This window comes from Micromonospora sp. DSM 45708, from assembly GCF_039566955.1.
Classification (GTDB): domain Bacteria; phylum Actinomycetota; class Actinomycetes; order Mycobacteriales; family Micromonosporaceae; genus Micromonospora.
Window position 1 is genome coordinate 4,245,525 of sequence record NZ_CP154796.1, and the last position, 18,397, is coordinate 4,263,921.

At 74.4% G+C, this 18,397-nt stretch carries 20 protein-coding genes; 12 read left to right on the forward strand and 8 right to left on the reverse strand.

What is annotated here, in order from left to right:
* Positions 1 to 63: 63 nt before the first annotated feature.
* Positions 64 to 831, forward strand: a complete 768-nt coding sequence (locus tag VKK44_RS17995; RefSeq protein ID WP_343442261.1) for a polyprenol monophosphomannose synthase — start codon at positions 64 to 66, stop codon at positions 829 to 831.
* A gap of 297 nt (positions 832 to 1,128) precedes the next feature.
* Here VKK44_RS17995 and VKK44_RS18000 read toward each other — a convergent pair whose 3' ends face one another.
* The gene (locus tag VKK44_RS18000) at positions 1,129 to 2,721 is read right to left on the reverse strand and encodes a phytoene desaturase family protein (RefSeq protein WP_343442262.1); all 1,593 of its coding nucleotides are present in this window, start codon (positions 2,719 to 2,721) and stop codon (positions 1,129 to 1,131) included.
* Positions 2,722 to 2,791: 70 nt separating this feature from the next.
* Here VKK44_RS18000 and VKK44_RS18005 point away from each other — a divergent pair, with 70 nt between their 5' ends.
* The gene (locus VKK44_RS18005) at positions 2,792 to 4,225 is read left to right on the forward strand and encodes an aldehyde dehydrogenase family protein (protein WP_343442263.1); all 1,434 of its coding nucleotides are present in this window, start codon (positions 2,792 to 2,794) and stop codon (positions 4,223 to 4,225) included.
* A 64-nt stretch (positions 4,226 to 4,289) separates the two neighbouring features.
* Here the strand turns inward: VKK44_RS18005 and VKK44_RS18010 are convergent, their stop codons facing one another.
* Positions 4,290 to 4,694 (reverse strand): ChaB family protein, encoded by a 405-nt coding sequence (locus VKK44_RS18010; RefSeq protein WP_343442265.1) that lies wholly within the window; start codon positions 4,692 to 4,694, stop codon positions 4,290 to 4,292.
* 144 nt (positions 4,695 to 4,838) lie between these two features.
* Here VKK44_RS18010 and VKK44_RS18015 point away from each other — a divergent pair, with 144 nt between their 5' ends.
* From VKK44_RS18015 to VKK44_RS18035, 5 genes are all read left to right on the forward strand, one after another.
* Complete coding sequence (locus VKK44_RS18015) at positions 4,839 to 5,816, forward strand: YihY/virulence factor BrkB family protein (protein WP_343442266.1); 978 nt, start codon at positions 4,839 to 4,841, stop codon at positions 5,814 to 5,816.
* Between the two features lie 82 nt (positions 5,817 to 5,898).
* Entirely contained in the window at positions 5,899 to 6,315 is a 417-nt protein-coding gene (locus tag VKK44_RS18020) for a DUF2795 domain-containing protein (RefSeq protein WP_343442267.1), read from the forward strand.
* 55 nt (positions 6,316 to 6,370) lie between these two features.
* Positions 6,371 to 6,832, forward strand: coding sequence for an SRPBCC family protein (locus tag VKK44_RS18025; RefSeq protein WP_343442268.1), 462 nt, complete (start codon positions 6,371 to 6,373; stop codon positions 6,830 to 6,832).
* 101 nt (positions 6,833 to 6,933) lie between these two features.
* The gene (locus VKK44_RS18030) at positions 6,934 to 7,194 is read left to right on the forward strand and encodes a hypothetical protein (protein WP_343442269.1); all 261 of its coding nucleotides are present in this window, start codon (positions 6,934 to 6,936) and stop codon (positions 7,192 to 7,194) included.
* 160 nt (positions 7,195 to 7,354) lie between these two features.
* The gene (locus VKK44_RS18035) at positions 7,355 to 7,570 is read left to right on the forward strand and encodes a hypothetical protein (protein ID WP_343442270.1); all 216 of its coding nucleotides are present in this window, start codon (positions 7,355 to 7,357) and stop codon (positions 7,568 to 7,570) included.
* On the opposite strand, the gene VKK44_RS18040 is transcribed toward VKK44_RS18035, so the two are convergent.
* Positions 7,571 to 8,017: a hypothetical protein gene (locus tag VKK44_RS18040; RefSeq protein WP_343442271.1), complete on the reverse strand. Its 447-nt coding sequence runs from the start codon at positions 8,015 to 8,017 to the stop codon at positions 7,571 to 7,573.
* 164 nt (positions 8,018 to 8,181) lie between these two features.
* Between VKK44_RS18040 and VKK44_RS18045 the strand changes: the two genes are divergently transcribed.
* Positions 8,182 to 8,544, forward strand: a complete 363-nt coding sequence (locus VKK44_RS18045; RefSeq protein WP_343442272.1) for a DUF6401 family natural product biosynthesis protein — start codon at positions 8,182 to 8,184, stop codon at positions 8,542 to 8,544.
* A 58-nt stretch (positions 8,545 to 8,602) separates the two neighbouring features.
* Here the strand turns inward: VKK44_RS18045 and VKK44_RS18050 are convergent, their stop codons facing one another.
* Positions 8,603 to 9,463 (reverse strand): mechanosensitive ion channel family protein, encoded by an 861-nt coding sequence (locus VKK44_RS18050; RefSeq protein WP_343442273.1) that lies wholly within the window; start codon positions 9,461 to 9,463, stop codon positions 8,603 to 8,605.
* Between the two features lie 200 nt (positions 9,464 to 9,663).
* Between VKK44_RS18050 and VKK44_RS18055 the strand changes: the two genes are divergently transcribed.
* The 3 genes from VKK44_RS18055 (at position 9,664) to VKK44_RS18065 (ending at position 13,868) form a co-directional block, all read left to right on the forward strand.
* Entirely contained in the window at positions 9,664 to 11,760 is a 2,097-nt protein-coding gene (locus VKK44_RS18055; protein WP_343442274.1) for an ATP-binding SpoIIE family protein phosphatase, read from the forward strand.
* Between the two features lie 41 nt (positions 11,761 to 11,801).
* Positions 11,802 to 12,479: an HAD family hydrolase gene (locus tag VKK44_RS18060; RefSeq protein WP_343442275.1), complete on the forward strand. Its 678-nt coding sequence runs from the start codon at positions 11,802 to 11,804 to the stop codon at positions 12,477 to 12,479.
* Positions 12,480 to 12,581: 102 nt separating this feature from the next.
* On the forward strand, positions 12,582 to 13,868 hold the full coding sequence (locus VKK44_RS18065) for a cation:proton antiporter (RefSeq protein WP_343442276.1): 1,287 nt from the start codon (positions 12,582 to 12,584) through the stop codon (positions 13,866 to 13,868).
* Positions 13,869 to 13,890: 22 nt separating this feature from the next.
* Here VKK44_RS18065 and VKK44_RS18070 read toward each other — a convergent pair whose 3' ends face one another.
* Entirely contained in the window at positions 13,891 to 14,856 is a 966-nt protein-coding gene (locus VKK44_RS18070; protein WP_343442277.1) for an NAD(P)/FAD-dependent oxidoreductase, read from the reverse strand.
* An 80-nt stretch (positions 14,857 to 14,936) separates the two neighbouring features.
* On the opposite strand from VKK44_RS18070, the gene VKK44_RS18075 reads away from it, so the two are divergent.
* Complete coding sequence (locus VKK44_RS18075; protein ID WP_343442278.1) at positions 14,937 to 15,158, forward strand: DUF3072 domain-containing protein; 222 nt, start codon at positions 14,937 to 14,939, stop codon at positions 15,156 to 15,158.
* 9 nt (positions 15,159 to 15,167) lie between these two features.
* Here VKK44_RS18075 and VKK44_RS18080 read toward each other — a convergent pair whose 3' ends face one another.
* From VKK44_RS18080 to VKK44_RS18090, 3 genes are read right to left on the reverse strand one after another with little or no spacing between them, the layout of a single operon-like run.
* Positions 15,168 to 15,668: a metallophosphoesterase family protein gene (locus VKK44_RS18080; RefSeq protein ID WP_343442279.1), complete on the reverse strand. Its 501-nt coding sequence runs from the start codon at positions 15,666 to 15,668 to the stop codon at positions 15,168 to 15,170.
* Between the two features lie 36 nt (positions 15,669 to 15,704).
* Positions 15,705 to 16,484, reverse strand: coding sequence for an SDR family oxidoreductase (locus VKK44_RS18085; protein ID WP_343442280.1), 780 nt, complete (start codon positions 16,482 to 16,484; stop codon positions 15,705 to 15,707).
* Positions 16,481 to 18,316, reverse strand: a complete 1,836-nt coding sequence (locus tag VKK44_RS18090; protein WP_343442281.1) for a glycoside hydrolase family 15 protein — start codon at positions 18,314 to 18,316, stop codon at positions 16,481 to 16,483. The genes VKK44_RS18085 and VKK44_RS18090 overlap by 4 nt, the downstream gene beginning before the upstream one ends.
* Between the last annotated feature and the right edge of the window lie 81 nt (positions 18,317 to 18,397).

Below are 18,397 nucleotides of genomic sequence, written 5' to 3' on the forward strand. Positions count from 1 at the left end.
ACGCCGGTAAGCGGACTGGCTACCCTCTCAGGTGAACCTGTCGGCCGACCGAGGAAGTCCGTGATGATCGAACCCGTGCAGTTGCCCTCCCCGTGGGCGGACGCGCGCCTGACCGTCGTCGTTCCGACCTACAACGAGGCGGGCAACCTCCCGGTGCTGGTCGAGCGCCTCCTCGCGCTGCCGCTGCCCGGCCTGAAGGTGCTCGTCGCGGACGACAACTCCCCCGACGGCACCGGCGAGGTCGCCGACAAGCTGGCCATCGAGCACCCGGAGCGGGTCCTGGTGGTGCACCGCCCCGGCAAGGAGGGCCTCGGCCGGGCGTACGTGGACGGCATCAGCCGCGCGATCGACGACGGCGCGGAGTACGTCGCCCAGATGGACGCCGACCTGTCGCACCCGCCGGAGGCGCTGCCCGGCATGCTCGGCGCGCTGCTCTCCACCCAGGCGTCCGTGGTCATCGGTTCCCGCTACGTGCCCGGTGGGGAGCTGGACGAGAACTGGCCGCTCTACCGCCGCGCGCTCAGCGGCTGGGCCAACCTCTACGTGCACACTTTGCTGCGGGTGCGGATCCGCGACCTGACCGCCGGCTTCAAGATCTGGCGGGCCGACGCGTTGCGCGCCATCGGGTTGGACCGGGTGCAGTCCAACGGTTACAGCTTCCAGGTGGAGATGCACTACCTCGCCACCAAGCTGGGCCACACCATCCTGGAGGTGCCGATCCGCTTCGAGGAGCGCCGCGAGGGCGACTCGAAGATGACCACGGCCACCAAGATCGAGAGTGCGCTGATGCCGTTCAAGCTGCGCACCCGGCACCGCAACATCGACTCCTGACAATCACGCTGCGTCATTCTGACGCAGCGTGACTTCCGGGGCGCGTGGACGTGGGTACGCTCGCCGCCCTTTGCTCTGCACCCATCGACGCAGCACGCCTCTGAGCTGCTCGGCCATGATTCACCCGGCCACCGCCCGACGCTCATGTCGGGTACGGTGCGTGACCGATGCGTATGGGGCTGCAGAGCAAAGGCGGCGGCGGGACCTGGCGTCCGTCCGAACCTCGTCACCGTCGGCAACGGGCTGGGATGCCGACCGCCGGCACCCGGCGCCGGGCCGCGCGGCGGCGGACGGCCGTCAGCGGTAGACGGTGCGGTGGGCCGCGGCGATCGCGCGGGCGTACACCTGGCCGGTGAGCGCGCGGTCACGGGCCAGCGCGGCGCGGGCGGCGTTCGCGCCCGGCGCGCCGTGCACCCCACCGCCCGGGTGGGCCGAGGCGCTGGCCAGGTAGAGCCGGTCCACCGGGGTGTCCGCACGACCCAGCCCGGGGATCGGCCGCAGGAAGAGCTGCTGGTACGCCGCCGCGGTGCCGCCGCCCAACGCGCCGCCCACCAGGCTCGGCTCGGCCGCCTCCAGATCGGCCGGACCGGCCACGTGCCGGCCGACGATCGACGCGCGGAAGCCCGGCGCGGCGGCCTCCAGCACCTCCTCCATCCGCTCCACGTGCCCGGCCACCTCCTCGGCCCGCCAGTGCCGGCGGAACGGGAGGTGGGTGTAGGACCAGAGCGACTCGGTGCCCGGCGGGGAGTGGCTCGGGTCGGCCACCGTCATCTGTCCGACCAACAGGAACGGATCCGCCGGGACCTCGCCACGGGCCAGCGCCGCGGCGTACGTGGTGAGGCCGTTCAGGTCCGCGCCGAGGTGCACGGTGCCGGCGCCGGCGAGGTCCCGGTTCCGCCACGGCACCGGCGCCGACAACGCCCAGTCGACCTTGAGCGTGGAGCCGTCCCACTTGAAGTGCGCCAGATCCTCGACCAGCCGGGGCGGCAGCGCCGCCGCGCCGACCAGGTCCAGGTAGAGCGCCGGGGCGGGGACGTCGGCGAGCACGGCGCGCCGCGCCCGCCGGTCCGCCCCGTCCGCGGTCCGCACCCCCATCGCGCGGCCCCGGGCGGTGAGCACCCGCTCGACCCGGGCGTCGTACTCGATCCGGCCGCCGCGCTCGACCAGCCGGGCCACCAGCGCGTCGGTGATCCGCTGCGCGCCGCCCACCGGCACCGGCCAACCGACCTGCTGGCCGAGCATGGCGAGCAGCCAGCCGTACACGCCGGAGCCGGCCTCCTCCGGGGACAGGTCGGTGTGCAGGGCGCAGCCGGCCAGCAGCGCCGGCCCGCCCTCACCCTCGAAGAGTTCCGCGCCGAGCTTGCGCACCGGCAGCACGAGCCGGCGGGCCAGTCGCAGCGCGCCGGCGACCCGCAGCCGGCGCAGCAGGCCCACCCCGCCACGGACCGGCGGGAACGGGCTGGTGATGGCGTCCAGCATCGGCTCCGCCACCTGGAGCCAGTCGGCGTACGCGTGCCGCCAGCGCTCCCCGTCGCCGGGCGCGAACGCCTCCAGCGACGCGGCGGTGGTGTCCAGGTCGCGGTTGACCACCGCGGCCCGCCCGTCGGGGAGCAGGTGCGCCAGCACGTCCGGGGCGGTGGTCCAGGACAGGCCGTGGCGTTCCAGGCCCAGCCCGCCGAGCACCGGGGAGGCGAAGCCCAGCGGGTAGAAGGAGCTGTACAGGTCGCTGAGGTAGCCCGGGGCGGTGACGTACGCGGAGCGCACCGCGCCGCCGGGCGCCTCGGTGGCCTCCAGGACCAGCACGTCCCAGCCCGCGTCGGCCAGCAGGTTCGCCGCCACCAACCCGTTGTGCCCGGCCCCGATGACGACGGCGTCGGCGGTGGAAGTCATCCGGTCCGCCTACCCGGCCGGTGACCGGGCGAAACGCGTTTGCCCGGCCCGGACCGGGGCAAGCACGGGCATGTACACGGTTGCACAGCTCATAGGTGGGGTGTGGGGCGCCGGGGGCGAGGGCGGCGAGCTGGTCGTCCACGACCCGGCCGACGGGACGCCGGTGACCCGCGCGCCGGTGGCCGGCGCGGACGAGGTGGCCAAGGCGGTGGAGGCGGCCCGGGGCGCGGCGGCGGAGTGGGCGGCGACCGCCCCGGCCGAGCGGGCCGCCGCGCTGCACCGGGCCGCGGACGCGGTCGAGGCGGCGGCCGACGAGCTGGCCGAGGCGACGACCGCGGAGATGGGCAAACCGCTCGACGACGCCCGCGGCGGCGTGGCGGCGGGCGTCGGCACGCTCCGGCAGTACGCCGAGCTGGCGCCGGTGCGGGGCGGCCGGACACTGCACGGCGGTCGCGCCGCGGTGGACTTCATGACGCCGGAGCCGCGCGGCGTGGTCGCCGCGATCACCCCGTGGAACGACCCGGTGGCGGTCTCCTGCGGCCTGCTCGGCGCGGCGCTGGTGACCGGCAACGTGGTGGTGTACAAGCCGAGCGAACGCACCCCGGCCACCGGCTGGCTGCTGGCCCGGGCGCTGGACGCGGCGTTGCCGGCCGGCGTGCTGTCGTTGCTGACCGGCGGCGGCGAGGTGGGCGCGGCGCTGGCCGGGCAGGAGGTGGACGTGGTGGCCCACGTGGGCTCGACCGCCACCGGCCGGGCGATCGCCGCCGCGGGCGCGCGGACCGGCGCCAAGGTGCTGCTGGAGAACGGCGGCAGCGACCCGCTGCTGGTCGACGCCGACGTCGACCCGGTCTGGGCGGCCGAGCAGGCGGCGCTGGGCTGCTTCGCCAACGCCGGGCAGATCTGCGTCGCGGTGGAACGCGTCTACGTGCACCGTGACGTCGCCGAGGAGTTCGTCGACGCGCTGGTGGCCCGCGCCGAGGCGCTCGCCGTGGGCCCCGGCCGCGACCCGGGGACCCGGCTCGGCCCGCTTGTCGACAGGCGACACCGGGACCACGTGCACGGGCAGGTCGCCGCCGCGGTGGCGCAGGGCGCCCGGATCCGCACCGGAGGTGCGGTGCCGGACGGGCCGGGCGCGTTCTACCCGGCCACCGTGGTCGACGGCTGCCGGCACGAGATGGCGCTGGTGCGCGAGGAGACGTTCGGCCCGGTCGCGCCGGTGGTGGTGGTCGACTCGTTCGACGAGGGGCTGCGGTGCGCGGCCGACTCCCCGTACGGGCTGGCCGCCACCGTGCTGACCGGCTCGATGAGCCACGCCCAGCGGGCCTGGCGGGAGCTGCCGGTCGGCACCGTCAAGGTCAATGCCGTGTTCGGCGGGGCGCCGGGCGGGGCCGGCCAGCCGCGCCGGGGCAGCGGCCAGGGCTTCGGGTACGGCCCGGAGCTGCTCGACGAGTTCAGCACCGTGAAGGTGGTCCACCTGGAGGCGCCGGGCGGCGGCCACTGGTGAGAACCCGCACGAGGGAGCCCGGCACCGGCGCGGTCCCGGGCTCCCTCGTCGTACCCGTGACGGGTCAGCGACCGCCGCGGGCCTTGCGGGTGGCGTTGTCGTTCGCCTTCTCGATCGCCTTCACCAGCTCCGGCTTGGTCATCCGGGAGCGGCCCCGCACGTCGAGCTTCTTCGCCACCGCCATCAGGTGGTCCTTGGTGGCGTTGGCGTCCACCCCGCCGGCCGTGGGCGCGCGCCGGGTCGGCCCACCGCCGGCGGCCTGCCTGTCGCTCGGCCCCTTGCGGCCCTTGGCCTCCCAGTGGTCGCCCACCTTCTCGTACTCGTGCTTGACCGCGGCGAAGGCGACGCGGTGCGCGCGTTCCCCCTCGCCGTACGTCTCGACCGCCGAGTCGTGCGTCTTCTCCCAGGTCCGCTGCGCCTTGGCCGGAGAGCGTTTCAACGTGCTGGGCAACACCTCGCGCCCGGGCATCTCGTCCACCTCCGTCTCGATCGGGTGTCAGTTGTCGTTCCCCCCGGTCCCGAGGACAAACCGGTGCACGGTTTGTCGATTTCCGTGGTGGGGTACCGCCCGGCCACGCCCCGGTGGCGCACCCGGCGCGTGGAGGAGGCGGTCATGACGGCGACGACACCACCCACTGTCGACGGCGCGGCCCGCGCCCGCTTCCCCCGCCGGATGCGCCAGCTCGACTGGCGCACCTGGCGGGGCGTGCTGCTGCGCAGCGGGCAGGGCTTCGTGAAGGACAACTGCGCCGACTGGGCCGCCGCGCTCACCTACTACGGGGTGCTGGCGCTCTTCCCGTCCACGATCGTGGTGGTGGCCCTGGTCGGCCTGGTCTCCGACGGCCCCCGCACGGTGGACACCGTGATCGACCTGGCCCGGGAGATCGGCGCCGGCTCGGTCGTCGGCAACGACGCGTTCGTCGGCGTGGTACGCACCGTGGTCGAGCAGCAGGGTCCCGCGAAGGCGCTGCTGAGTTTCGGTCTGCTCGGCGCGCTCTGGTCCGCGTCCGGGTTCATCGGCGCGTTCACCCGGGCCTCCAACGCGATCTACGGGGTCCAGGAGGGGCGGCCGTTCTACCGCCTCCGCCCGCTCCAGATCGGCATGGCGGCGGTGACGATGCTGCTGCTGGCGGTGGTGGCCACCGGGCTGATCGTCAGCGGCCCGGTCACCGACGCGGTGGGCGACCGACTGAACGCCGGCGGTCTGGCCCGGACCACCTGGTCGGTGGCGAAGTGGCCGCTGCTCGCCCTGGTCGCGATGACGCTGCTGTCGCTGCTGTTCTGGATCGCGCCGAACGTGCGGCAGCCGCGCTTCCGCTGGCTCACCCCGGGCGGCGGGCTGGCGCTGGTGGCCTGGGTGCTGGCGTCCTTCGGCTTCGGCCTCTACGTGGCGAACTTCGGCTCGTACGACGTCACCTACGGCAGTCTCGGCGCGGTGATCGCGTTCCTGGTCTGGCTGTACCTGTCGAACTGCGCGCTGATGCTCGGTGTGCAGGTCAACGCGGAGTTGCAGCGGGGCCGGGCGATACAGGCCGGCGTCGAGGACCCGGCGGAGCCGGTGCTGCCGCCCCGCGCGCCGGCCGGCTCCTGAACACCGCCCGGTTCCGGGCCGGATGACCGGCTCCCCGGGCCGGCTCCGGTTTACCGGCGGTCACCCGGGGCATCTCTGAGGCATGGAACGTGGCAGCAGCAAGCACTCGCCCCGGGTCGACGACGACATGAGCAGCGAGGTCAGCGGCCTGGTCCAGGGTCCGGGCGCGGGCGGTGCCCGGGTCGACGAGTTCCGCCAGCCCGAGCCGTCCGGCGAGGACCAGCCCGAGGCCACCACGGCGCCGGCCGGCGACCTGCGCACCGGCACCCCGCAGGGGATGAGTTCGGCGGACGTGGAGGCGCGCAGCCGCCTCGGTCGGTTCATCGGCATGGCGGCGCTGCCCGGCGACCGTGACGCGCTGGTGGCCAACGCGCGGGAGAACGAGGCGCCGGCGGACATCGTCGCCGCCCTGGAGAGTCTGCCGGACGACACGCGTTACCAGACGATTTCCGAGGTGTGGGCCGCACTCGGGCACCGGAACGAGACGACGCGCTGGTGAGCGGACCGGCCCACGGTTCGCGACACGACACCGGCGGAACAGGAGGAACCCCGACATGAGCGGCGTTATGGAACACGTGGATGTGGACGTCCCGATCCGGACCGCGTACGACCAGTGGACCCAGTTCGAGGAGTTCCCGCACTTCATGGAGGGCGTGCAGGAGGTCCGGCAGCTCTCCGAGAAGATGACGCACTGGACCGTGGAGATCGCCGGCGTGAAGCGGGAGTTCGACGCCGAGATCACCGAGCAGCTCCCGGACGAGCGGGTGGCCTGGCGTTCCACCGGGGGCACCCAGCAGGCCGGTGTGGTGACCTTCCACCGCCTCGACGAGGGGCACACCCGGGTCACGTTGCAGATGGAGTTCGAGCCGCACGGCGTGGTCGAGCAGGCCGGCGACAAGCTGGGCGTGGTGGACCGCCGGGCCAAGGGCGACCTGGAGCGGTTCAAGACGTTCATCGAGCGGCGCGGTCAGGAGACCGGCGCCTGGCGCGGCTCGGTCGACCGGCCGACCCCCTGAGCGTCACCCCCGCACGAACCCCGATGGCCGCCGCTTCGCCGGCGGCCATCGCCGTGTCCGGAGGTCCGTTTGCGATCATCCGGCCCGGGTACCGCAGGGGAATGACCGACAACGACCGCCAGTGGCGCGACGAGGACCGCACTCCCCTGCACGAGTTGGACCAGGCGATCGCCCGGTCGACGCTGGACGGGCAGGCCGACGACGCCACCGGCAACGACGCCGGCGAGGAGGCCGCGTTCGGCCACGGCCCGGAGGCGGTCGACCGGGGTGCCGGCGCGGAGGCCGAGCGCCGGGAGATGACCGACGCGGACCGGGCGTACCGGCCGTCGACCACCGGCCGGACCGGACCGGACAGCATGTGAGCACCCCCGGTTCCGGGCACCGTCGAGTGCCCGGGACCGGGAGCGCGCATCGACCGTAACGACAAGAATTGTCGTACGGATGGCCGGGAAAACGGACAGCCCATCCAGAATCGGCCGAACGGCTGACGGCACTCCCCGGTCGGCGCGTAAGAATTTCGGAATGGATCAGGACTCCGCTTTCCTCTCCAATCGTCAGCGCCGCCTCGCCTGGCTGGGCTTCCTGCTCGCCGCGGTCCAGGCTCCGGTCGCGGCGAAGTTCAGCGACGACAGCTCCTGGCTGTTCAGCGTGGTGGTCGCGTTGATGGTCGCGACCGTGATCATCGCCGACGACGGTGCCCGTCGCCGTCGCCCGGCCGGGGCCCGCTCCGCCGACTGATCACCGTTCGGCCGGGCGCGCCTCGTGCCCCGGCCGGCCCCGGCTACGGCGCCGTTCCTTCATCTCCGCCTCGTAGAGGTGCCGCCGGCCACCGACCAGCTCGTCCCGGGCCTGCCGGTCCACCTCCCGGAAGAGCGCGTGGTAGCCGTCGTCGAAGTCCTCGACGATCTGGAACGTCCACCGGCCGGCGATCACGTTGCGGCCGAGCAGGTCCCGGTCGATCCGCTCGGCGATGGTCGGGTGGCCGGCGGCGCGGAACCGCTCCACTGCCTCGTCCAGCATCAGGTCGGCGTGGCCGATCAGTTGGTGCAGCTCGTAGAGGTGGCCGCGGGCCCGCTCGACGCACTCCAGCGCCTCGCTGAGCTTGCCCAGCGCCTCGACCGTGGCGTCACTCACCCCGTCCGGCCGGCGGTGCGCCCGGTCCGGTCCGTCGACCTGCTGTCCCATGGTGTGCCTCCGCGGACTCGGCTGCGTCGTCTGCGTGGTCCCTTCTGCCCCGCCGCGGGCGGCTCAATCCCGGGGGCGGAGGCCGGCCGGGTCGCCCGGACGAGCCGGGCATCGTCCGGTCGGCCGAGGCCGCCCCGGTCCGCGCGGGGCTAGCCTCGGTCCCCATGCGCGTGCCGAACAACCGGGTCACGACCCCGTCCGCGGCGGTGGCCGCACGGTCGACCCTCACCACGCTCACCGCCGCCGTCGGCACCGCCGGCCTGGCCGCGGCCCGCCTGAACCCCGGACTGCTGGCCGAGGTCGACCAGCATGCCGCCGGGGTACGCGACAGCCTGCACGGCGACCGTCGCCCGCTGACCGTGGCGGCGCTCGCCGGGTACGCCGAGGGGCTGCGGGCGGCGGCGTCGGAGCAGGGCTGGACGCCGCCGGTCGGGCCGGTCGACTGGTCCGCGCCGGGTTGGCTGCTCACCCGACTGCTCGCGGTCTGCCTGCTGGCCCGCGCGCTGGACCCGCGCCACCTGGCCTGAGACAGCGGCACGGGGCGCCCGCGATCGCCCCGCGGACACCCCGTCACCCGTGCTGCCGTCAGCCGTTGGGCCGGCGGAACTGCTGCGTCTCGTCGCCCATCTCGCCCGAGCGGTAGGTGCCCGCTCCGGACATCGACGACTGCGGCCCGGTCGGGGTCGGTTGTCCGCCCCGGTCGGCCATCCGCCGCTCGTAGTCGCCGCGGCCGGCCTGCTGCGCCTGCCGCTGCTGGCGGAACGCCCGGGACTCCTCGGCGGCCCGTTCCAGCCAGCCGTCCCACCGGTTCTGCATCGGCTTGATCAGACCACCGCCGACGCCGACGACCAGGATTCCCGCCACCGTGGCGAGGAACGCGACGAGCACCGGCGTGGTCACCGTGGTGGCGATGCCGACCTGGTTCAGCGCCGCGATGACACCGAGCGCCAGGATGAAGACCGCCGTCACGTCGGCCAGCACCCGGCCGTACGAGAGCCCGCCGAGCGCTCCGGAGACCAGCTCCCGGACGGCGTTGGCGATGGCGGCTGCGATCACCACGATGACGATCGCCACGAACGCCCGCGGCAGCCAGGACACCACCCCGCGGATCAGGTCGCTGATCGCGTTGGGTCCCCACACCCCGAAGGCGAACTGCAGGGTGAACAGCAGGACCGCGTAGTAGGCCAGTCTGGCCAGGATGTCGCTGGCGTCGTACTTGGTGCGTTCCAGGGCGCGTTTGATCCCGCCGCGTTCCACGGCGCGGTCGAAGCCGACCCGTTCCAGTGCCGCGTCCACGATTTTGAGGACGGCTCGGGCGATGAGCCAACCCACCACGAGGATGACGATGAACGCGATGGCCCTCGGTACGAAGAGCAGCACCGACCTCCAGAAGTCGGTCCAGGCCGCACTGATGTCGACCTGGCCGACCGCGAGGGTTTTCGGCATGATGTCCCTCCTGTCGCGTGAACTGCGCCGCCCGCATACCCGGTGCTCTGGGCAGCACGCCGGGCCGGACCGGGGCAATTTCCCGACATGACCCGACGAACCGACTCTGACCTGCCCTAACGTCCACACAGCCGGCGGCTGGCAGCCGCGGTGGACGCATGATCGGAACCCCTCGGCCACGGGCCGGTTAGGCTGCGGTCATGCCAGGCACCGTCGGTCGGATTCCCACGCCGTCCGCCCCCACTCCGGGAGCGACCGCCCACCCGTGGGCCGGCACGCCGCTGGGCGCCCCGGATCGCTGGGACCCGGCGGTCCGTGCCGTGGCGGACGTGGTGCTGTCCTCCCCCGTACCGATGGCCCTGCTCCTCGGCGACGATCTGGTCCTGCTCTACAACGACGGCTACGCCGAGCTGATCGGCGATCGGCACCCGGACGCGCTGGGCCGGCCGGCGGCGGAGGTGTTCGCCGAGGTGTGGCGGGAGGCCGGTGCCGGCGAAGCGCTGGCGCGGGTGTACCGGCAGGGCGAGCCGTTCCTGGAGCGGGAGGTGGTGCTGCCGGCCGACCGGCAGGGCGCCGGCCCGGCCGAGCCGGCGGTGTTCACCCGCGGCCACTCCCCGGTCCGCGACTCCACCGGCCGCATCGTCGGCGTGCTCACCGTCTCGGCGCAGACCACCCAGCTGACCCGGCAGTTGCAGAGCCTCAGCGACTTCGCCGCGGCGCTGTCCGGCACGCTCACCCTGGACGACGTGGCCCGGGTGACGCTGCGCTACTGCCTGCACTCGTTCGACGCCGACCGGGTCTCCTTCGTGGTCGACGAGGGCGCCACCTGGCGGCTGGTCCGCCGGATCCGGGGCGAGCTGCTCGACGAGGCCGACGAGCGGCTGCCGCCGTTGTGGCGCCGGACGAGCGCCGACGCGGCGCTGCCGTCGGTGGTCACCGCGCGCAGCGGCGTGCCGTCGTTCACCGCCGACGGGCAGCCGCTGCGCGACGTCGCGGCGGACCGGCACGACGAGAAGATCCGGGCGCTCGCCGCGCTGCCGCTGCGCTCGACCGTGATCCGGGGCGCGCTCACCGTGGGCTACCAGACACCGCGTCCCTGGTCGCCGGCGGAACGGGCGCTGCTCGCCGCGTCCGCGGAGCTGATCGGCCAGGCCGCCGAACGGGCCCGCCGCTTCGAGACCCAGCACGGCACCGCGCAGTTGCTGCAACGCAGCATGCTGCCGGAACAACTGCCCGATCTGCCCCGGTTGCGCATCGCCGCCCGCTACGAGCCGGGCGTCGACGGCAACGCCGCCGGCGGCGACTTCTACGACGCGTTCCTGCTGCCCACCGGCGCGCTCGGCGTGGTGCTGGGCGACGTGGCCGGCCACGACGTGCAGGCCGCCGCCCGGATGGGCCAGGTCCGTGCCGCGCTGCGCGCGCTCGCCCTGTCCGATCCCCGACCGGACGCGGTGCTCGGCGGCCTGGACCGGCTGGTGGCCAGCCTGGGCGTCGAGGGCGGCACGCACGAGCTCTTCGTCACCGTCGTGTTCGGCGTGGTCGACGCCGACCGGGAGCGGGTCACGCTGGCCAGCGCCGGCCATCCCGCGCCGCTGATCCGACGCGGCCGGACCGACGCCGGCCCGGCCGCGGAGTTCGTCGACGTGCCGCCCGGCCCGCCGCTGGGTCTGGGCGGCGTCCCGCGTACGGTCACCGTGCCGTTCCGCCCCGGCGACACGCTGCTGCTCTACAGCGACGGCGTGGTGGAGCGACGCTGGCAGGACCTGGCCACCGGGCTGGCCGGGCTGGGCGCGGCGGTGAGCGCCGCGAGCGGCGGCGACCCCCGGGCGCTGTGCGCGGTCGCGACCGCGGCCGTGCCGGGCGCCACCGAGGACGACGTGGCCGTGCTGGCGGTGGAGCACGCGGTCCGGCCCAGCCGGTCGGCCGGCATGGAGGTGCCGGCCGAGCCGACCGCGCCGAGCCGCGTCCGGCACTGGTTGACCGCCCAGCTCACCGAGTGGCGGGTGCCGGAGGCGGTGATCGGCGCGGCGGTGCTCTGCACCAGCGAGCTGACCACCAACGCGCTGCTGCACGCCGGCACCGCCGCCCGGGTCGAGATCGACCTGAGCGCGGAGCGGCTGCTGGTCTCGGTCGCCGACTCGGGCACCCGGGGGCAGGTCACCCGCGCCCAGACCGACACGCTGAGCAGCCGTGGCCGGGGGCTCGGCCTGATCGAGGAGCTGAGCGACGCGTGGGGCACCGACCCGACCGTCCGCGGCTCGACGGTCTGGTTCGAGATCCTCATTCCGGCGGGGTGAGCCACGCGTCGGTCGCGTCCGGGCCGGGTAGGAGGCAGGCCATGACCGACGACAAGCGCCACGGCGTCCTCTTCGACGTCGACGGGACCCTGATCGACTCCACGTACCTGCACACGGTGAGCTGGTGGGAGGCGCTGCGCCAGGCCGACCACCGGGTGCCGATGGCGCGGATCCACCGGTCCGTCGGCATGGGGTCGGACAAGCTCCTCGACCACCTACTCGGCGCCGAGCGGGACACCGGCGCCGACGGGCGCCTGCGCGACGCGCACGGCGCGCTCTACGCGGAGTACTGGGAGCGGCTCGCGCCGCTGCCCCGGGCCCGGGAGCTGCTGCACGCCTGCGCGGACCGGGGCCTGCGGGTGGTGCTCGCCACCTCGGCGGCCGAGCACGAGGTGGCCGCGCTGCGCGCCGCGCTGGACGCCGACGACGTGATCGACACGGTCACCTCCTCCGCCGACGCGCAGGAGAGCAAGCCCGCCCCCGACATCCTGGCCGCCGCGCTGGAGCAGTCGGGGCTGGCCGCCGAGCGGGTGGTGTTCGTCGGCGACTCGGTCTGGGACGTGGCCGCCGCCGGCAAGCTCGACATTCCCTGCATCGGGCTGACCTGCGGTGGCACCGGCCGGGCGGAGCTGGCGGGCGCCGGCGCGGTGGCGGTGTACGAGGACCCGGCCGAGCTGCTCGCCGCGCTGCCGGAGAGCGCGATCGGTTCCCTCGGCTGAGCCGCCGGTCAACACAGGGTGCGTCGAAAGGCTTAGCCGAAGCGGGTTCGGGGCACTGCTGACCACCTCCGCCCGGCCGCCGGGCGGCCGAAGGGTGGGGTCGTGGAACCGGTCGATGTCGCGTTCGCTCTGCTGGGCGTCGGTGCGCTGCTGGCGGGCATCCTGCCCCGGGTGCTGGAGAAGCGGCCACTGTCCATGCCGATCGCGTTCCTCGGGCTCGGCATGCTGGTCTTCGCGCTGCCGACCGGGTTGCCGACACCGGACCCGCTGCGTTCCCCGGAGCTGACCACCCACCTCACCGAGGTGGGGGTGATCGTCGCCCTGATGGGCGCCGGCTTAAAGATCGACAGACCGTTGAGCTGGGCCCGCTGGTCGTCGACCTGGCGGCTGCTGGCCATCGCCATGCCGCTGTGCATCGCCGCGGTGGCGCTGCTCGGCTGGTGGTGGGCCGGCCTGGTGCCGGCGGCGGCGCTGCTGCTCGGGGCGGCGCTCGCACCGACCGACCCGGTGCTCGCCTCCGACGTGCAGGTGGGTGAGCCGACCGACGTGGAGGACTCGGAGGACGAGGTGCGCTTCGCGCTCACCTCGGAGGCCGGCCTGAACGACGGCCTGGCCTTCCCGTTCGTCTACGCCGCCATCGCGATCGCCAGCACCGGCCTCGCCCCGTCGGCCTGGCTGGCCGAGTGGGTGGCGGTGGACGTGGTCTACAAGCTCGGCGCCGGCGTGGGTGGCGGCCTGCTGGTCGGCTGGCTGCTCGGCAAGCTGTTCTTCCGCGCCCCGAGCACGCTGCGGCTCGCCAAGCACTCCGAGGGTTTCCTCGCGCTGGCCGCCACGTTCCTCGCGTACGGGCTGGTCGAGGTGATCGGCGGGTACGGCTTCCTGGCGGTCTTCGTGGCCGCCCGGGCGATCCGGGCCGCCGAGCGCACCAGCGAGTTCCACTCCGTGCTGCACGACTTCGCCGAGCAGGTGGAACGGCTGCTCACCGTGCTGTTGCTGCTGCTGTTCGGCGGCGCGGTGATCGGCGGGCTGCTCGCGCCGCTGACCTGGCCGGCGGCGCTGGTCGGGCTGGGCCTGGTGCTGGTGATCCGGCCGCTGGTCGGCTGGCTGTCGCTGCGCGGCGCGCCCGGCCGGCCGGCCGAGCACTGGGTGATCTCGGCGTTCGGCATCCGCGGCGTCGGGTCGTTCTACTACCTGGCGTACGCCACCAGCAAGACGGACTTCCCGCAGGCGGAGCTGCTCTGGGCCACCGTCGGCCTGGTGGTGGTGGTCTCGGTGGTGGTCCACGGGGTCGCCGCGACGCCGGTCATGCAGCTTCTGGACCGGGCGGGCGACCGCACCCGGGACAGCACGGAGTCGGGTCCGGCCAAGGAGCCGGTGCCGGCCGGCTGAGCGGTCCCCGGCGGGCGGCGGGTCAGTCCCCGCGCAGCCGGGCGGCCAGCGCGCGGCCGAGATCGTGGCCGGACCGCCAGGCGCTCTGCACCCGCGGTCGGCCGAACGCGTCGCCGGCCAGCCCGATCCCGTCGTCGTCCAGGTGGAACGTGCCCCCCGAGCCGGCCGCGACCGGCCGGGCGTACGTCCAGCGGTGCACGTGGGTCGACAGGGCCGGCTCGGGCAGCCCGAGCAGGTCCCGGACGGCCTCTTCGATCTCCGGCCGGGCGGCGGTCGGTTGGAGCAGGTGCCCGGCGGCGAACCCAGGGGTGGTGTGCGCGACCAGCACCGGGGCGCCGTCGCCGCGTCGGTCGCCGTCGTCGCAGACCAGGCTCAGCACCGGGTGGTCGTTGACGAACGCGCCCCGGAAGTCGGGCCAGCGGCGGGACGGGAAGTGCAGCACCGCGGTCAACGTGGACGACCAGCGTTGGGTCGCCACCGCGCGGGTGGCCGCGTCCAGCGCCGGGTCGAGCAGCAGGGCGGCCTGTGGGCCCGGCATGGCGAGCACCACCGCCTCGGCGGCCCGACCGTCCACCCGGGGTCCCGGCTCGACCATCATGATCAGCCGATCGTGCGTGACCGGCAGGTCGGCGGCCAGGTGTTCGACCAGCGAGCGCAGCCCGCGGGGGGCGGCCCAGCGCATCGGACCGGTCACCTGTTCCCGTCCGCGCGGCCCGTACGCGACGAGCGTGTCGGTCCACTCCCGGACCAGCCCGGCGGCCTGCCAGCCGGCGACCACGGCGGCGAAGTCCGGGTCGTCGACGGTGAAGTAGGCGGCGCCCAGGTCGGCGGGGCGGCCGTCGAAGCGCCTGCTGGCCATGCGTCCACCGGTCACCCGGGCGCGTTCCCGCACCTCGACCGGGATGCCGACGCGAGCCAGCTCGGCCGCGCACGCCACCCCGGCGATGCCGGCGCCGACCACCACCACACCCGCCCGGTCCGCTGTCATCGGTTGATCGTAGGTGCCGGCCGGCATGAACCCGCCGGCACGGGGGTAATGGCACATCTGTTCGAGGAAAGGTGATCATCATGGCCGACCGCACCAACGACCGCACCCACGTGAACCCGGACGCCGCCGTGAAGGACCCGGACGACTGGGTGACCGGCGACGAGCCGCCCACCGCGGCCCAGCAGTCCTACCTGCACACGCTCGCCCAGGAGGCGGGCGAGACGGTGCCGGAGGGGCTGACCAAGGCCGAGGCGTCCCGGCGGATCGACGAGCTCCAGGCGGAGACCGGCCGGGGGCGCTGAGCCCGGCGGCTAGCGCGGGGGGAGGCGGTGCAGCTCGACCCGGTCGAGTCGCCCCGCCGCCACCCGGGCGGTCAGGTAGGTCGCGTAGGGCTGGGCCCGCCGGTCGGTGGGCGAGCCGGGGTTGAGCAGCCGCAGCCCGCCCGGCGCGACCGTGTCCCACGGGATGTGCGAGTGCCCGAAGACCAGCAGGTCACGGTCGCCGTACGCGGCGGCGCACCGCTCCTCCCGCCGGGTCTTCGGCCCGGTCTCGTGCACCACCGCGACCCTGAGGCCGGCCAGCTCGACGCGGGCCACCTCGGGCAGCCGGGCGCGCAACGCCGGCCCGTCGTTGTTGCCGTACACGCCGACCAGCCGGCGCGACCGTGCCTCGAGCGCGTCCAGCAGCGCCTCGTCCACCCAGTCCCCCGCGTGCAGCACCACGTCGGCGGCGTCCACGGCCGCCCAGAGCCGTTCCGGCAGGTCCCGCGCCCGCTTCGGCACGTGGGTGTCCGCCATGATGACCAGCTTCACCGCGCCATCCTCCCGCACCCGGCGCGGCGGCGCCGCTCAGGCGCCCTGGCCCTGGTTCTGCATCAGGCCGCCGTCCATGAAGTACGTCGACCCGGTCACGTAGTCGGCGTCGGCGCTGGCCAGGAACACCGCCAGCTTCGCGATCTCGGACGGCTCGGCGGCCCGCTTCCACGGGATGCTCTGCACCTGCTCGTGCAGGTACTTCGGGTCGTCGATCGCCTCCTGGTTGAACGGGGTGAGCACCATCCCGGGCCCGATGTTGTTCACGTTCATCCGCATCGGGGCGACCTCCAGCGCCAGGCTCTTGGCCAGTTCCAGCATCCCGCCCTTGCTGGCGTCGTAGTCCGCGCCGCCGGCCCGGGCCACCTCCTGGTGGACCGAGGTGATGTTGATGATCTTGCCGCCGCCACCGGCGTCCCGGCGGTGCCGGACGAACCGCCGACAGCAGAAGAACATGCCGTAGAGGTTGGTCCGGATGCACCGGTCCCACGTCTCGGTGTCCAGGTCGGCCACCGGGATGCCGGAGGCGTCCACGCCGGCGTCGTTCATCAGCACGTCCAGCCGGTCGAACTCGGCCAGCGCCTCGTCGAACATCGCGTCGACCTGGTGCTCGACGCTGATGTCGCCCTGCACCACCACGGCCCGCCCGCCGGCGGACTCGATCTCGGCCCGGGTGTGGTTGGCCCCGGCGTGGTCGTGCAGGTAGTGCACCACCACGTCGGCGCCCTCCCGGCCGAACTCGATGGCGGTGGCCTGGCCGATGCCTGAGTCCGAGCCGGTGATCAGGGCGGTCTTCCCCGCCAGCCGTCCGGTCATCCGCGTGCTCCCTCCGTGCGGGCCGCGCCGGTCGGCACGGCCGGTCGGTCGTGCGCGAACCGCGCGGCGGCCTCGGTGATCCGGCCGGCGGCGTTGATCAGGCCGATGTGCGAGAACGCCTGCGGGAAGTTCCCGAGCTGCTCGCCGGTGACCTGGTCGATCTGCTCGGCGTACAGGCCGAGGTCGTTCGTGCGCGCGGCGAGCTGCTCGAACAACCGCCGGGCCCGGTCCAGCTCGCCCGCCTCGGCCAGGCAACTGGCCAGCCAGAACGAGCAGATCACGAAGCCGGCCGGGTCACCGTCCCAGCGACGCAGCAGCCCGTTGTGGGACAGCCGCCGCTCGACCACGTCCATGGTGGCGCGCATCCGCGGATCGTCCGCCGGCAGGAACCCGACCTGCGGCATGACCAGCACCGAGGCGTCCAGGTCGTCGGAGTCGAACGCGCCGGTGTACGCGCCGACCCGCTCGTTCCAGCCCCGGGTGAGCACCGCCGCCCGGACCTCGTCCCGGGCCGCCGCCCAGCGGGCCACGTCGGCCGGGTCGCCGAGCCGTGGCCCGAACCGGACCGCCCGGTCCAGCGCGGTCCAGCACTGCACCTTGGACGAGACGTAGTGCCGCTCGGCGTCGCGCGCCTCCCACATCCCGGCGTCCGGCCGGTGCCAGTCGCGTACCGCCTGGTCGGCGAGCGTGCGGAGCAGGTGGCGCACGTCGGGCGACATCGGGTCGAGGTAGTGCCGCATCAGCCACGCCGCGTCGAGCACCTCACCCAGGACGTCGTTCTGCCGCTGCCGCCAGGCGTCGTTGCCGATCAGCACCGGCCGGCTGCCGGCGTACCCGGCGAGGTGGTCGAGGTCGTGTTCGGTCAGGTCCCGCTCCCCCTCGACCCCGTACATGATCGGGGCGGGGGCGTCGCCGAGCCGGCCCATCGCCCGGGCCACCCAGGTGAACTGCCGGTCCGCCTCGTCCGGGCAGGCGGCCCGCCACAGCGCCTGGAGCGTCAGGCTGAAGTCGCGGAGCCAGACGAAGCGGTAGTCGTAGTTGCGGTCGCCGCCGAGCTGTTCCGGCAGCGCGGTGGTGGCCGCCGCGACGACCGCGCCGCTCGGCCCGTAGGTCATCCCCTGCACCACCAGCGCGCTGCGCCGGACCACGTCGCGGTACTCCCCCCGGTAGTCGTGCAGCTCCGCCCAGGACCGCCAGCCGGCGACCGTACCGGCCACCACCTCGGCGGCGTCGGGCAGCGTCGGCGACCCGCCGGCGTACGTCGGGGCGTACCCGAGGGTGAAGTGGTGGGCGCTGCCGGCGCGGGCGGTGAACCGCCCGACGGCGGTCCCGTCGACGAACGTCAGGTCCACGTCGGCGCGCAGCTCCAGCCGGCACGCCCCGGCGGTGGCCACGACCACCCCGTCGCGCTCGGTGAGGTAGGCGCCGACCCGCCCGTACTCGAACCGCGGCGCGTAGTCCACCCGCATCGGCACCTCGCCGCCGAGCCCCTCGACCACCCGCGCGAGCACGCGCGGCGACCGCATCCCGACCTCGTGACCGCGCGCGCCGGGCTCCAACGCCAGGGCGTCGGTGACGGCCACCGTCCCGGTCGGCGTGGTGAAGACGGTACGCAGCACCAACGCTTCGTCCAGGTAGGACCGGGTGCTGGTGAACTCGCCCTCCGGATGGATGGCCCAGTGCCCGGCGCGGTCGTCGAGCAGCCGCCCGAAGACCGACGGCCCGTCGAACCGGGCCGGACACCACCAGTTGACCGCGCCGGCGGTGTCCACCAGGGCGGCACTACGCCCGTCGGCAAGGAAGCCGTGCTCACTGATCCGTCCGGTCCGCACGGTGCTGGCTACCCGGCATCACCGCCGCCATGCCTGGCCGGACCGGCGCGGACCGGCGCGGACCGCCGCGTTACCGCTCGC

What these genes read in the sequence shown, in the direction of transcription:
- VKK44_RS18010 (WP_343442265.1), bottom strand. Translation starts at nt 4,694, where the DNA reads ATGCCCGGGCGCGAGGTGTTGCCCAGCACGTTGAAACGCTCTCCGGCC.
- VKK44_RS18050 (WP_343442273.1), bottom strand. Translation starts at nt 9,463, where the DNA reads ATGCCGAAAACCCTCGCGGTCGGCCAGGTCGACATCAGTGCGGCCTGG.
- VKK44_RS18005 (WP_343442263.1), top strand. Translation starts at nt 2,792, where the DNA reads ATGTACACGGTTGCACAGCTCATAGGTGGGGTGTGGGGCGCCGGGGGC.
- VKK44_RS18025 (WP_343442268.1), top strand. Translation starts at nt 6,371, where the DNA reads ATGAGCGGCGTTATGGAACACGTGGATGTGGACGTCCCGATCCGGACC.
- VKK44_RS18015 (WP_343442266.1), top strand. Translation starts at nt 4,839, where the DNA reads ATGACGGCGACGACACCACCCACTGTCGACGGCGCGGCCCGCGCCCGC.
- VKK44_RS18040 (WP_343442271.1), bottom strand. Translation starts at nt 8,017, where the DNA reads ATGGGACAGCAGGTCGACGGACCGGACCGGGCGCACCGCCGGCCGGAC.
- VKK44_RS18035 (WP_343442270.1), top strand. Translation starts at nt 7,355, where the DNA reads ATGGATCAGGACTCCGCTTTCCTCTCCAATCGTCAGCGCCGCCTCGCC.
- VKK44_RS18055 (WP_343442274.1), top strand. Translation starts at nt 9,664, where the DNA reads ATGCCAGGCACCGTCGGTCGGATTCCCACGCCGTCCGCCCCCACTCCG.
- VKK44_RS18020 (WP_343442267.1), top strand. Translation starts at nt 5,899, where the DNA reads ATGGAACGTGGCAGCAGCAAGCACTCGCCCCGGGTCGACGACGACATG.
- VKK44_RS18045 (WP_343442272.1), top strand. Translation starts at nt 8,182, where the DNA reads ATGCGCGTGCCGAACAACCGGGTCACGACCCCGTCCGCGGCGGTGGCC.
- VKK44_RS18075 (WP_343442278.1), top strand. Translation starts at nt 14,937, where the DNA reads ATGGCCGACCGCACCAACGACCGCACCCACGTGAACCCGGACGCCGCC.
- VKK44_RS18000 (WP_343442262.1), bottom strand. Translation starts at nt 2,721, where the DNA reads ATGACTTCCACCGCCGACGCCGTCGTCATCGGGGCCGGGCACAACGGG.
- VKK44_RS18060 (WP_343442275.1), top strand. Translation starts at nt 11,802, where the DNA reads ATGACCGACGACAAGCGCCACGGCGTCCTCTTCGACGTCGACGGGACC.
- VKK44_RS18030 (WP_343442269.1), top strand. Translation starts at nt 6,934, where the DNA reads ATGACCGACAACGACCGCCAGTGGCGCGACGAGGACCGCACTCCCCTG.
- VKK44_RS18070 (WP_343442277.1), bottom strand. Translation starts at nt 14,856, where the DNA reads ATGACAGCGGACCGGGCGGGTGTGGTGGTGGTCGGCGCCGGCATCGCC.
- VKK44_RS17995 (WP_343442261.1), top strand. Translation starts at nt 64, where the DNA reads ATGATCGAACCCGTGCAGTTGCCCTCCCCGTGGGCGGACGCGCGCCTG.
- VKK44_RS18085 (WP_343442280.1), bottom strand. Translation starts at nt 16,484, where the DNA reads ATGACCGGACGGCTGGCGGGGAAGACCGCCCTGATCACCGGCTCGGAC.